The sequence below is a fragment of the Microbacterium sp. 22296 genome (assembly GCF_052045385.1).
Classification (GTDB): Bacteria; Actinomycetota; Actinomycetes; order Actinomycetales; family Microbacteriaceae; genus Microbacterium.
Genome location: NZ_JBQEOS010000010.1, coordinates 37,510 through 50,469, shown reverse-complemented (window position 1 = coordinate 50,469; position 12,960 = coordinate 37,510). Strand labels below are relative to the sequence as shown.

The following is a 12,960-nucleotide window of genomic DNA, read 5'->3' as shown; positions in this document are numbered from 1 at the left end:
TCGAAGGAGAGAACATGAAGAACACCACACGGGCGGGAATCGCCGTTCTGGCAGCCGCACTCATGACGACCGGCGGTGCCGCGATCGCCGCGGTCGCGGCCGACCCGGTGGGCACCGGTCAGATCGGGGTCGACGTGGCGGTCACGCCGCAGGAGGGCCCCGGGACCCTGGCCCTGACCGTCGCCCCCGGGCGCGCGACGCTCACCGAGCAGGGCTCGAGCGGGGATGCCCGCCAGTTCACGGGCGTCCTGCCTGAGGTCACGGTCACCGACACCCGCGATCCGGAACAGACGGCCGGCGGAGCCAGGTGGTCGGTGCTGGGCTCGGCCAGCGACTTCACCAGCGAGGACGGAGACGTCATCGAGGCGAAGTACCTCGGATGGAGCCCGCGCCTGGTCAGCGGGGAGGACGACGCCGTCTCGGTCGGCGGCGACGTCGATGGAGCACTGCAGGGCGAGGCGGGCAGCGCCCAGAGCCGCGGGCTGAAGGACCAGGAACTGCTCTTCCTCCGCGACGCCGACGTCCTGCCCGAGGGCGGCGTCACGACGACCGCGACGGCGGATCTGACCCTGCGGGTTCCCGCGAACGTCAGCGCCGGTCAGTACTCGTCGCTCATCACCCTGTCGCTGTTCCAGTGACCCACCTGTGAGGCCCGGTCGATGCGTCGATCGGGCCTCACGCATGAGATCCGCCGTGTTCCCTGCCCTCCCCCAACGCCCGTAGATCACGGGGAGCAGCGGAAACCCCGTGCCTCGTTTCCGTTGCGTAACGGTGGAGGCACAACCATTTGTCACCAGTTGTCATCGATGCCAATTGCTGCCATTATGATCGGACCCGAGCACCACTGGGGCATGCGACAAAGAAGTTCATCGCTGACACACAGCACCAGCGGGGGCCGACACCCGAGTCGACCACCGCATCACCCGAAAGGAATCTCGTGAAGAAGACGACACTCGCCGGAGCGGTGGCGATGCTCACCACCATCGGCCTCCTCGCCGGATGCGCCGGCGGACAGACCGACGCCGAGGGCGGCAGCTCGACGGGCACGCTGAAGATCGCGGCCTTCGAGGGCGGCTACGGCTCCGAGATGTACCAGCAGGTCGTCGACGCGTACAAAGAGGTGGCGCCCGACGTCACCATCGAGCTGACGACGAGCAAGACCCTCGCCCAGGAGCTCACGCCCCAGGTGGCCGCCGGCGACTTCCCCGACGTGGTGATCCTCGGCCAGGGCGCCAAGGAAGGCTTCACCGAGGGCTTCATCCGCGACCGCGGACTCGAGGACCTCACGAGCGTCCTCGACGAGACCGTGCCGGGCGAAGACGTGACCGTGGGCTCGAAGCTCACCGAGGGCATCGTCGGAAACCTCAACACCAACCCCTACGGCGACGACCAGGTCTACCTGATGCCGATGTACGCCTCGCCGACCGGCCTGGTCTACAACAAGGGCCTGTTCGACCAGAAGGGCTGGGAGGTGCCGACCACGTGGGACGACTTCTTCGCGCTCGGCGACACCGCCAAGGCCGAGGGCATCTCGCTGTTCACGTACCCGACCGCGGGCTACCTGGACTCGTACTTCTTCGCGCTCCTGTCGTCCATCGGCGGCGACGACTTCTACCGCGACGTCGTCACCTACAAAGAGAACGTGTGGGAGCAGCCCGAGGCGCGTGAAGCCCTCGAGCTGACCACGAAGCTGCTGACCGACTACACCGCGCCCTCGACCGTCGGTTATGCCAACGGCCAGGACTTCACGAAGAACCAGCAGACGATCCTCGACGACACCGTCCTGTTCATGCCCAACGGCACCTGGATCGCGAACGAGATGAAGGACGCTCCCCGCGCCGACGGCTTCGCCTGGGGTCTGGCCCCCGTGCCCGCGCCCGAGGCCGGTGGCGACCGCTACCTGACCACCTTCGTCGAGAACGCCTGGATCCCCAGCGGCGCCACGAACAAGGATGCCGCCAAGGACTTCATCGCGTTCCTGTACTCCGACAAGGCCGCGGCGATCTCCGCCGAGACCGGTGCCGTCCAGCCGATCACGGGCCTCGCCGACACGCTGTCGGGCGACTCGGCCGAGTTCTACGCCTCGTACAGCCTCCCGGACGTCAAGGCGCTCGTCGGCGGCTTCGCCGCCACCGAGCCGGTGCCCGGCGTCGACTTGAAGGCGACGCTGTTCGACACCGCCAACAGCATCATCAACGGTACGGTCACTCTCGACCAGTGGCAGGACCAGGTGAACGAGGCGAGCAACCGCCTCGGCGCCGCCGCGAAGTAGTCTCCTGCACCGGTCGCCCGCCGTTCACACCGGCGGGCGACCGGTGTTCGCTCCCCCGAGAGGCCCCCATGTCCCGTCGTTCCTCCGCACTCACGCGGGGTCGAGGTCGCTTCATCTTCCTCTGCCTGACCCCGGCGTTCCTTCTCTACGTCGTGTTCATGGTGATCCCCACCGTCGACGTCTTCCGGATGTCGCTGTTCCAGTGGACCGGCTTCACCGGCACGGCGCGGTTCATCGGACTCGACAACTTCATCGCCCTGGCCGGTGACACCCAGTTCCTGCGATCCCTGCAGAACACCCTGCTGCTGCTGGTCGTCGTGACGATCGTCACCATGGCCGGCGCGCTCGCGATCGCCGCCCTCCTCATGAACCCGCGCCTCAAGGGCCGGAACTTCTACCGCTTCGTCCTGTACCTGCCGAGCGTGCTGTCGATCGTCGTGGTCGCGGCCATCTTCTCGGCGGTCTACGACCAGCAGAGCGGCCTGCTCAACAACTTCCTGTCCGCGGTCGGGCTCGGTCATCTCACGCAGGTGTGGCTCGGCAACGAGGGCATCATCATGTACAGCATCGCGATCGCGATGCTGTGGCAGTCCATCGGCTACTACGTGCTGCTCTACCTGGCCGGCATGAGCTCGATCCCCGCCGAGGTGTACGAGGCCGCCTCGATCGATGGATCGGGCCCCGTGCGCACGTTCTTCACGATCACCCTGCCCCTGGTGTGGAGCACGCTCCGCACGACGCTGACGTTCTTCATCATCTCGTCGATCAACCTGGCGTTCGTCCTCGTGCGGGCGCTGACCGACGGCGGCCCCAACGGCTCGTCCGACGTGCTGCTCAACTACATGTACCGCCAGGCGTACACCAACTCCAGTTACGGCTACGGCATGGCGATCGGCGTGGTGATCTTCGTGTTCTCGTTCGTGCTCGCGCTGATCATCAACCGCGCCACCAAGCGAGAGGTCTACCAGTTCTGATGGCTCTGAACCTCACCCCCGTTCGTCAAGACGCGCCGACGCCGGCTCCGCGCCGACGATTCACCCCCGTGCCGCCCGGCTCCACCCGGTCGGGCGGCCGTGTGAGCCGCACGATCGTCAACGCGATAATGATCGCCCTGTGCGCGGCGATCATCGTGCCCACCGCGTGGATCTTCATGGCATCCATCAAGACCCGTCCCGAGTTCTACGGCGACCCGTGGGCCCTGCCCCTCGGCGTGCACATGCAGAACTTCGTCGACGCCTTCGTCAACGCACGCATGGGCGATTATTTCGTCAACTCGATCTTTGTGACGGTCCTGGCCCTGGCCATCTCGCTCGTCGTGGCCGTTCCGGCGGCCTACGTGCTCGCTCGCTTCGAGTTCCGCGGCAAGTCCGTGCTCGAAGTCGCGATCCTCGCGGGCCTGTTCATCAACGTGAACTACATCGTGGTGCCCATCTTCCTGCAGCTGCTGGGATGGGACCGCGCGCTGCGCGGGCTCTTCCCCGAGGGCGTCTTCATCGACAACCTCGCCGTGCTGGCCCTCGTCTACGCTGCTACGTCGCTCCCCTTCACGATCTACCTCCTCTCGACCTTCTTCCGCACCATCCCGGTCGAGTACGAGGAGGCGGCGATGCTCGACGGGAGCTCGCGCTTGCGCACGATGGTGTCGGTGATGCTGCCCCTGGCGCTGCCGGCTATCAGCACGGCGCTGCTGTTCAACTTCCTGGCCTACTGGAACGACTTCATCATCTCGTTGACGCTCGTGCCCGGCGACTCCAAGACGCTTCAGGTGGGTCTGCTGAACCTCTTCCAGGCCCAGCGCGCCGCCGCCGACTACGGCGTGCTGTACGCCGGCATGGTGATCGTCATGGTCCCCGTCATCGTCTTCTACGCGATCATCCAGCGCCGGCTCCTGCAGTCGGTCGGAGGAGGAGGAATCAAATGACCGCCCCCGATCCCCGCCCCCGCCGGAGCATCGACGTCCGCGAGGTCCTCACCGGCTTCGTCGCGATCGTCGTCTTCGTGGCCTGCGTCGTCATCGTGATCGTCAACCAGCAGACGGTCGGCTGGCCGAACTTCCTGGCGATGATGGCCGGTCTGGCCGGCTTGATCGCTCTGCTCGCCCTGTACAACCGGAGATTTCGGTGACCGCACCCCTCTCGACCCGTGTCCGCGAAGCCGCCGGCGTCCTTCCCTCCGCCCGTCAGCTCGCCTGGCAGCAGCGGGAGTTCACCGCCTTCATCCACGTCGGCATGAACACCATGACCGACCGGGAGTGGGGACTCGGACACGAGGACCCCGCCCTGTTCGATCCGTCGAACGTGGACACCGACCAGTGGATGCAGAGCATCGCCGCCTCGGGGGCGAGAGGGGTCATCCTCACGGCCAAGCACCACGACGGGTTCTGCCTGTGGCCGAGCGCCCTCACCGCGCACACCGTGGCGGCGAGCCCCTGGCGTGACGGACACGGCGATCTGGTGCGCGAGACGGCCGAGGCCGCAGCCCGTCACGGGCTCGCCTTCGGCGTCTACCTGTCGCCGTGGGATCGCACCGAGGCGTGCTACGGCAGCGGTGCCCCCTACGACGACTTCTTCGTCGCCCAGCTGACCGAGCTGCTCACCGGGTACGGCCCGATCTCCACCGTCTGGCTCGACGGCGCCAACGGCGAAGGGCCCGACGGCCGCGTCCAGACCTACGACTGGGACCGGTACTACGAGGTCGTGCGCAGGCTGCAGCCCGACGCGGTCATCAGCGTCTGCGGCCCCGACGTCCGCTGGTGCGGCAACGAGGCCGGCCACACACGCCCCGACGAGTGGAGCGTGGTGCCGGCGTCCCTCCGCGACGCCGAGCGGGTGGCATCCCGCTCCCAGCAGCAGGACGACGCCGCGTTCGCGCGCATGGTGCGTTCCGACGAAGAGGATCTCGGCTCGCGCACCGCGCTCGAAGCCACCGATGACGAGCTCGTCTGGTACCCCGCCGAGGTGAATACCTCCATCCGTCCGGGGTGGTTCCACCACCCCGCCGAGGACGATCAGGTGCGCCCGGCGCGCGAGCTGTACGACATCTACCGTCGCAGCGTCGGCGGCAACAGCGGGTTCCTCTTGAACATCCCCCCGGAGGCGAGCGGCGTGATCTCGGCCCCCGACGTCGAGGCACTCCGTGGACTGGGTGCGCTCATCGCAGAACTCGCCGAGCGGGACCGGGCCCCGCGGGCCCGAGCCACCACGTCGGGTCGGACGATCCCCCTGCCCACCCCGGAGGCGACCCTCGACCTGCGCGAGGGCGACACCGTCACGGTGAGGTGGGACGAACCGGTCGAGATCGACGGAATCATCCTCGACGAGGACATCAGCCGCGGCCAGCTCATCGAGCACCTGGAGGTCGACCTCGAAGACGTCGACGGCACCACCCGCACCGCCCTCGTGGTGCACGCCGTCGGGTATCGGCGGATCGTCGATCTCCCGCGACGACGCGTGCGCGCGGCGCACCTCCGCGTCGTCGGCGCCCGCGGGACCGTGCATCTGAGTCGGCTCTCCGTTCTCACCCCCTCTCGTCTTCTCGCGGGCGCCCATGACGCGCGGCTAGCATGAGAGTTCTGGTCGCCGCAGGGCGCGCCGCGAAGGGGGGCATCGGGCACATGACCACGGAGCAGGGCGTCAACCGACGCATGCGCGCACCCACGATGGCCGACGTGGCCACCGTGGCGGGCGTCTCTCCGCAGACCGTGTCGCGCGTGCTCCGCGGCCACCCGAACGTGTCGGACGTCACCCGCCTGCAGGTCGAGGAAGCCGTCGAGCGGACGGGCTACCGCCGCACCGGCCTGGCCCGCGCCCTCGTCACCGGACGCAGCATGACCCTGGGTGTGCTGACGCACGAGTCCGACCAGTACGCCCCGGCCGCGATCATGCTCGGCGTCAACCGGGCCGCACGCGAGCGCGGCTACTTCGTCAGCGCGGCGGGAACGACGTCCGTCTCACCCGCCGCCATCACCGACGGGGTCGAGCACCTGCGTGACCAGGGCGTCGACGGCCTGATCGTCGCCGTCCCCATCTGGGACGAGCTCGCCCTCGGCCGCGTCACGAACGGCCTGCCGACCGCGGTCATCGACGGCTCGAGCTCCTCCGAAGACGACGTCGTCGCCCTCGACCAGGAGCAGTCCGGACGCCTCGCCACCGAGCACCTGCTCGAACTCGGACACGAGACGGTCTGGCACCTCGCCGGACCCTCGTCGTGGCGGGACGCCTCGGGACGCACGACCGGGTGGGAGGCCGCCCTGCGCGACGCCGGCCGGTCCGTGCCCCCCGTGCTGCACGGCGACTGGACCGCCGAGTCGGGATATCGCAACGGCCTCATCGTCGCCCGCATGCCGGATGCCACCGCCGTCTTCACCTCGTCGGACGAGATGGCGTTCGGCCTGCTCCGGGCGCTCGCCGAACAGGGGCGCCGCGTTCCCGAAGACGTCTCGGTGGTGTCGATGGACGACATCCCCCTCGCGCAATACGCGCACCCCCCGCTGACGACGATCCGTCAGCCGTTCGAGCAGATGGGACGGATCGCCGTCGAGCACGTGCTCGCGGCCATCGACGACCCGAGCGTCGAGCGGACGCGGGTGACCGTCTCGCCCGAGCTCGTCATCCGCGCCAGCACGGCTCGTCGCTGAGCCGAGCGGCTCCCGCAGGGGCCGTGTCGGTGCACCGCCGTCTCGGCGCACCGACACGCTCAGAAGTGCTCGATGTACTCCTCTTCAGGACCGAGCTCGGGGCGATCGCGGAGTTCGAGGCGGGTGCCGCGTCGCTCCAGCTCGAGCACGGTGACCACGTTCGCACCGGCGTGCAGCAGAGGCGCCGGCACGTAGAGGGTCTGCTGCGGGCCGATCTCCCAGTACCGGCCCAGCAGGAAGCCGTTGATCCACACGAACCCGCGCGCGAAACCGGGCAGGGCGAGGTGCGCGTCGGCGGACTCCGGCAGGTGGAAGATCGCGGTCGCGCCACCCGCCGCATCCGCTTCTCCGGGGATTCCGAGTCGAGCGATCGTCGCCTCGTCGGCCGCGGCGACGTCGATCGGCGCGGCCTGCCACTTCTGCACGATGCGGCGCTGCACCAGCACCGGGTCCAGCAGGCCCTTGCGCTCGCCCAGCGACCATCCGTAGTTGACGCGGCCCAGGTTGTCGATGACGACGTCGATGCGCGCGGCGGCGCCCGTTCCCGTGACGGTGACGGTGCCCGACTCGGCCACCGTGCCCACGGGCCGGCCGTCGACCCGGACCATCGCCCGGTCGGCGACGCGGGGGAAGACGAGGTCGATCTCGCCGGTCGGCAGCATCACGTCGGCCGACAGCAGCAGCATCCCGGAGTCCTGACCGAGTTCTTCGAAAGCGACGGTGGATGCCACGGGCCGCGGCGCCCGGGCCAGCGCGGCGAGCGCCTCGTCGAGGCCCGCGCCGAGGAGGATCTCGACCTGCTGCGGGGCGACCATGCGCGGGGGCAGCGAGACGATCGGCGCGGTCGCGCCGAGGACCTCGCGCATCGCGTGGAATTTCTCGGTGAGGGTGCCGTCCTCGGCGATCGGGGCGTCGGAGTCGTAGCTGGTCACCGTGCCGCGGAGCTCGCCGTCGACGCGGTTGGCACCGGCCCACAGCCCGAAGTTCGTGCCCCCGTGGGCCATGTAGAGGGCGACGCTGCCGCCGTCCTCGACGATCGCGGCCAGGGTCTCGGCCGCGTTGACCGATCCGCGCACGTGGTGGGGGTGCCCCCAGTGGTCGAACCAGCCGTTCCAGTACTCGGCGACGAGGAGGGGCTCGTCGGGACGCCGGGTGCGCGCGAGATCCCGCGCGGCGCCGACGCGTGAGCCCAGGGTCAGCCCCTGCAGGATGCCGTCGACCGCTCCGGCGTCGAGCATGAGCTCGGTCGGCCCGTCGGCGGTGAACAGCAGCTCGGTGATGCCGTGGTCGCGCAGTCCGCGCGCGATCGTGGCCGGGTACGAGCGATCGTCGCCGAAGCTGCCGAACTCGTTCTCGACCTGCACCGCCACGACCGGCCCGCCGACGTTCGCCTGCAGGGCCGCGATACGCGGCAGCAGGTGCGCGAACCATTCGCGCACCGGTGCGAGGAAGCGTTCGTCGGAGGATCGCAGGGGGATGCCGCGAGCAGTGAGCCACACCGGCAGTCCGCCGTTGGACCACTCGGCGCAGATGTAGGGACCGGGGCGCACCGTGGCGTCCAGACCGAGGTCGGCCGCGATGAGCAGGAAGCGCTCGAGATCGCGCCATCCGGTGAAGTCGGGGGCCTCGTCGGGACGGGGCTGGTGGAAGTTCCACGGCACGTAGGTGTCGACGGTGTTGAGCCCCAGGTCCTTCACCCGCTGCAGACGGTCGCGCCATTGATCGGGGTGGATGCGGAAGTAGTGCACGGATCCGGACAGCAGTCGGGTCGGAGCGCCGTCGCGCATCAGGCGGTTCTCGGCCCACGTCAGCGTGGGCGTCGGAGCAACGGGGGCTGCAGCGGCGAGAGGGCGAGGGAGAGTGTCAGTCACGGTGGCCAATCCTGTCGGAACCCGGCCAGTCTGACATATTATTGGCATCGATGCCATAAATCTCCACGGCTGACATCCCATCCGTGAGACCAAGAGAATCCCGACCGGAGGGACACCCATGCAGGTCGTCATCACCACCGACCAGAGGGCCGCGGGCGAGTACGCGGCCGACATCGTCCAGCGACGCGCCGAGGAGGGTGCGCTCCGCGTCATCGGCGTCGCGACGGGGTCGTCTCCCCTCCCGGTCTACGAGGCGCTCGAGCGTCGCGCCCTCCCGGCGGTCCGCGCCGCCCGCGCCTTCGCGCTGGACGAGTACGTGGGACTCCCGCCGGGCCACCCGGAGAGCTATCGATCGGTCATCGCTCGCGAGGTGACCGACCGGCTGGGCCTCGATCCCGCCCGCGTCGAGGTCCCGGACGGCGCCGTCGAGGGCTTGCGGACCGCGGGCGCGCGGTACGAGGAGCTCATCGCGGCGGCGGGTGGAGTCGATGTGCAGATCCTCGGCATCGGCACCACGGGCCACATCGGCTTCAACGAGCCGACCTCGTCGCTGGCATCCCGCACACGCGTGAAGACCCTCACCGAGCAGACCCGGCGGGACAACGCCCGGTTCTTCGACTCCCCCGACGACGTGCCCCGCCACTGCGTCACCCAGGGCCTCGGCACGATCCTCGACGCCCGAGAGATCGTGCTCGTCGCGATCGGTTCGCGCAAGGCCGCGGCGGTGGCCGCGGCCGTCGAGGGCCCGGTGACGGCGATGTGCCCCGCGTCCGTGCTGCAGATGCACCCGCACGTGACCGTCGTCGTGGACGACGCGGCCGCAGTAGACCTGCGCCTGCGGGCGTACTACGACGAGGTGTTCGCCCACCGCCCGGACTGGCAGGTGTGACGACCATGGGAGACGATCAGCGCGCGGATGCCGCCGGGGGCTCTCCCCCGGTGGCCGCGCGACGCAACCACTCCTCCACGCCCGACACGTGGGCGCTCGCGAGCACCGACGCACGCTCGACGTCATGGGCCGCGAGCGCCTCGACGAGGGCCCGATGCTCCACGAGCGTCCGCTCCGCCGCACCCTCCTGCGTCAGACCCCGCCACACCCGCGCGCGGACCGTGTTCGCCGACAGCGACTCGATGAGCCCCGCCAGGTACCGGTTGCCCGAGAACGTCGCGATCAGGCGGTGCAGACGCACGTCGTGGGCGACGAGCTCGTCGAGCGAGGTGGCACCGTCGACCGCGTCGACCTCGTCGACGAGGGCGGCGATCTGCGCGGCATCCACTCTCTGGGCCGCCAGTCCCGCGGCGTGCGACTCGAGGATCCGCCGGACCGCGAAGAGCTCGAGCACCGACCGGTCGTTGTGCAGGTCCAATCCGAACGAGATGGCCTCCAGGAGCAGGGCCGGCTCGAGGCTCGTGACGTACGTACCGTCGCCCCGCCGCACGTCGACCACGCGGATGACCTCGAGCGCCTTGACCGCCTCGCGCAGCGAGTTGCGCGACAGCCCGAGCCGTTCGGCCAGGTCCTTCTCGGGCGGCAGGCGGTCGCCGGGACGCAGCTCACCGCTGACGATCATGGCTTTGATCTGGGCGATCGCGTCGTCGGTCAGGGACATTCCGCAATGATAGGCCGCAGACATCCGATGACCGGGCCGCGCCCGTCCGCCCTCACCACCGCGGTCCTCGACACGCACCTCCACCTGTGGGACCCCGCGCTCCTGCCGTACCCCTGGCTCGAGGGCGAGCTCGACCGCCGTTTCGGGCCCGACGAGTATCGGGCCGCGTGGGCGGGCGCGTCGACCCCGACGGCATCCGTCTTCGTGCAGGCGGAGTGCGACCCCGCTCACGCACTCGACGAGGTCGCGTGGGTCGCGTCGATCGCCGGTGACTGCGGAGTCCGCGGCATCGTCGCGCACGCCCCGCTCGAACGCGGCGGGCGAGCCGGCCACGACCTCGACCGCCTCCTCGCTCAGCCCCTGGTCGTGGGGGTCCGCAGGTCTCTGCAGGGCGAGGCCGCCGGCTTCGCGCGGCTCCCGGACTTCGTCGCGGGCGCCCGACTCCTCGCCGAGCGCGGCCTGCCCTTCGATGCGTGCGTCCGGCCGTCGCAGCTGCCCGACGTGATCGCCCTCGCCGACGCCGTGCCGGAACTCGCCATCGTGCTCGACCACCTCGGCAAACCCGACGTCGGCAGCGCGCGCCGGCCGAACGACCCGCGGTGGTCCGACTGGCACCGCGATCTCGATGAACTCGCGCAGAGGGCGTCGGTGCACGTCAAGATCTCCGGGCTACCGGCGCAGGCCGACGGGCCGTGGAGCGTCGCGCAGGTCGAGCCGTTCTTCGACGTGGCCCTCGACGCCTTCGGTCCGGAGCGGCTGCTCTACGGCGGCGACTGGCCCGTGTCCGAGCGGACCCACCCGCACCGGTGGCTCGAGGCGGTCGGCGCGTGGGCGCTCGACCGCCTCGGAGCCGAGGGGAGGGATGCCGTCCTCTCCCGCAACGGCGAGGACTTCTACTTCTCGGCGACGGGACGCAGTCTCAGCCCCGAGACGCCGCCGTCGACGTCGAGCACGGTGCCGGTGGTCGACCCGGACAGCGGGCTGACCAGGTAGAGCACGGCGCCGGCGACCTCGGCCGCCGAGACGAGGCGACCGTGGGGTTGCCGCGCCTCGAGGGCCGCCCGCTCGCGCACCGGGTCGTCCGCCGCCTCGAGCAGTCGGCGCACCCAGGGTGTGTCGGCGGTGCCGGGCGACACCGCGTTCACGCGGATCCCTTCACGGATGTGGTCGGCCGCCATCGCCCGGGTCAGTGCGGCGACGGCGCCCTTCGACGCGCTGTACAGCGCGCGCTGCGGGAGCCCGGCACCCGCCGCGATCGACGCCACGTTGCACACCGCGGCGGCCGGGGAGCGGCGGAGAGCGGGCAGGGCGGCCGCCGTCACTCGCGCGACGCCCGTGACGTTGATCGACAGCACGCGCGCCCACTCGTCGTCGTCGTTGGCGGCGATGTCGCCCTGCGCGCCGATCGCGGCGTTGTTGACGACGATGTCGATTCCGCCCCACCGCTCCTCGATCGCGGCGACGGCGGCCTCGACGCTCGCGCGGTCCGACACGTCGGCCCGAAAGGCGGCGATGCGCTCTCCGGTGTGATCGCGATCGTCGGTCGACGCGGATGCCGCGATCCCGGCGTTCGCGTCGACGTCGCGATCGAGGATCGCCACCGACGCTCCGGAGTCGGCCAGCAGCTCGGCGATGGCGGCGCCGATCCCCGACGCCCCGCCCGTGACGATCGCGCGGAGACCGTCGAGCTGCCCGCGCACCGCCGCGGTCACGACCGGCTCCACGCCGAGAAGCGCTGGCGCTGCGCGCCGAGACCGTCGATGGAGATCTCGACCTCGTCGCCGGGCTGAAGGTACGGGAAGCGTCCCGACAGGGCGACGCCCTCGGGGGTCCCGGTGAGCACGAGATCTCCGGGTTCGAGCGTCATGAATTGCGACAGGTGCCAGATGATATGCGCGACGGAGAAGATCATGTCGCCCGTGTTCGAGTCCTGCCGCGGGGCGCCGTTGACGAAGCTGCGGAGACGGAGGTCGCCCGTGTCGACCTCGTCGGGCGTGACCACCCACGGCCCCGTCGGGGTGAACCCCGGGGCGCACTTGCCCTTCGACCACTGTCCGCCCGAGACTTCGAGCTGGAACCGGCGCTCGGACAGGTCGTTGACGAGGACGAAACCCGCGATATGCGCCTCGGCCTCGTCGGGCGAGTCGAGGTAGGACGTCTCCCGCCCGATCACGATCCCGAGCTCGACCTCCCAGTCTGTCTTGTCGCCGTCACGGGGGAGCTCGACGTCGTCGTTCGGACCCGACACGGTGTTGGGCACCTTGAGGAAGATCACCGGCTGCTCGGGCGGGAGGGAGCCGGATTCGGCGGCGTGGGCGGCGTAGTTCATACCGACGCACACGACGGCTCCCGGTCGCGCGATCGGCGCACCGATCCGCGTATCGGCGGCATCCGGGAGCTCGGGGAGCGTCCCCTCGGCGAGGGCGCGCGAGACCAGGTCGACGGGGTCGCTCTCCCAGAAGGCGGCGTCGATGTCGAGCGTCAGGGACCGCAGGTCCCGGTACCGACCGTCGACCACGACCACGGGCACCTCGTGCCCCCGCTCGCCGATGCGTGCGAATCTCATGCGTC

At 70.1% G+C, this 12,960-nt stretch carries 13 protein-coding genes; 9 read left to right on the top strand and 4 right to left on the bottom strand.

What is annotated here, in order from left to right; genetic code table 11:
• The first annotated feature begins 14 nt into the window (after positions 1-14).
• From ACTJJP_RS15420 to ACTJJP_RS15390, 7 genes are all read left to right on the top strand, one after another.
• Complete coding sequence (locus ACTJJP_RS15420) at positions 15-638, top strand: hypothetical protein (protein ID WP_440775862.1); 624 nt, start codon at positions 15-17, stop codon at positions 636-638.
• A 299-nt stretch (positions 639-937) separates the two neighbouring features.
• Positions 938-2,272 carry a carbohydrate ABC transporter substrate-binding protein gene (locus ACTJJP_RS15415; RefSeq protein WP_440775861.1) on the top strand — a complete coding sequence of 445 codons (1,335 nt, stop codon included), beginning with the start codon at positions 938-940 and terminating at the stop codon, positions 2,270-2,272.
• A gap of 68 nt (positions 2,273-2,340) precedes the next feature.
• Positions 2,341-3,246 carry a carbohydrate ABC transporter permease gene (locus ACTJJP_RS15410; protein WP_440775860.1) on the top strand — a complete coding sequence of 302 codons (906 nt, stop codon included), beginning with the start codon at positions 2,341-2,343 and terminating at the stop codon, positions 3,244-3,246.
• Positions 3,246-4,193 carry a carbohydrate ABC transporter permease gene (locus ACTJJP_RS15405; RefSeq protein WP_440775859.1) on the top strand — a complete coding sequence of 316 codons (948 nt, stop codon included), beginning with the start codon at positions 3,246-3,248 and terminating at the stop codon, positions 4,191-4,193. The genes ACTJJP_RS15410 and ACTJJP_RS15405 overlap by 1 nt, the downstream gene beginning before the upstream one ends.
• On the top strand, positions 4,190-4,396 hold the full coding sequence (locus ACTJJP_RS15400) for a DUF6903 family protein (protein WP_440775858.1): 207 nt from the start codon (positions 4,190-4,192) through the stop codon (positions 4,394-4,396). The genes ACTJJP_RS15405 and ACTJJP_RS15400 overlap by 4 nt, the downstream gene beginning before the upstream one ends.
• Positions 4,393-5,838, top strand: a complete 1,446-nt coding sequence (locus ACTJJP_RS15395) for an alpha-L-fucosidase (protein ID WP_440775857.1) — start codon at positions 4,393-4,395, stop codon at positions 5,836-5,838. The genes ACTJJP_RS15400 and ACTJJP_RS15395 overlap by 4 nt, the downstream gene beginning before the upstream one ends.
• A 47-nt stretch (positions 5,839-5,885) precedes the next feature.
• Positions 5,886-6,908 carry a LacI family DNA-binding transcriptional regulator gene (locus ACTJJP_RS15390; protein ID WP_440775856.1) on the top strand — a complete coding sequence of 341 codons (1,023 nt, stop codon included), beginning with the start codon at positions 5,886-5,888 and terminating at the stop codon, positions 6,906-6,908.
• 59 nt (positions 6,909-6,967) lie between these two features.
• Here the strand turns inward: ACTJJP_RS15390 and ACTJJP_RS15385 are convergent, their stop codons facing one another.
• Entirely contained in the window at positions 6,968-8,779 is a 1,812-nt protein-coding gene (locus ACTJJP_RS15385; protein ID WP_440775855.1) for a glycoside hydrolase family 35 protein, read from the bottom strand.
• A 118-nt stretch (positions 8,780-8,897) separates the two neighbouring features.
• Between ACTJJP_RS15385 and ACTJJP_RS15380 the strand changes: the two genes are divergently transcribed.
• Positions 8,898-9,668 carry a glucosamine-6-phosphate deaminase gene (locus ACTJJP_RS15380; protein ID WP_440775854.1) on the top strand — a complete coding sequence of 257 codons (771 nt, stop codon included), beginning with the start codon at positions 8,898-8,900 and terminating at the stop codon, positions 9,666-9,668.
• Between the two features lie 16 nt (positions 9,669-9,684).
• Here ACTJJP_RS15380 and ACTJJP_RS15375 read toward each other — a convergent pair whose 3' ends face one another.
• Positions 9,685-10,389, bottom strand: a complete 705-nt coding sequence (locus ACTJJP_RS15375) for a FadR/GntR family transcriptional regulator (RefSeq protein WP_440775853.1) — start codon at positions 10,387-10,389, stop codon at positions 9,685-9,687.
• Positions 10,390-10,416: 27 nt separating this feature from the next.
• Here ACTJJP_RS15375 and ACTJJP_RS15370 point away from each other — a divergent pair, with 27 nt between their 5' ends.
• Positions 10,417-11,382 carry an amidohydrolase family protein gene (locus ACTJJP_RS15370; RefSeq protein WP_440775852.1) on the top strand — a complete coding sequence of 322 codons (966 nt, stop codon included), beginning with the start codon at positions 10,417-10,419 and terminating at the stop codon, positions 11,380-11,382.
• Here ACTJJP_RS15370 and ACTJJP_RS15365 read toward each other — a convergent pair.
• Together ACTJJP_RS15365 and ACTJJP_RS15360 are read right to left on the bottom strand one after the other, a co-directional pair.
• Complete coding sequence (locus ACTJJP_RS15365) at positions 11,283-12,101, bottom strand: SDR family NAD(P)-dependent oxidoreductase (protein WP_440775851.1); 819 nt, start codon at positions 12,099-12,101, stop codon at positions 11,283-11,285. The genes ACTJJP_RS15370 and ACTJJP_RS15365 overlap by 100 nt on opposite strands.
• Positions 12,098-12,955 (bottom strand): fumarylacetoacetate hydrolase family protein, encoded by an 858-nt coding sequence (locus tag ACTJJP_RS15360; RefSeq protein ID WP_440775850.1) that lies wholly within the window; start codon positions 12,953-12,955, stop codon positions 12,098-12,100. Before ACTJJP_RS15360 ends, ACTJJP_RS15365 begins: the two co-directional genes overlap by 4 nt.
• Positions 12,956-12,960: the final 5 nt, after the last annotated feature.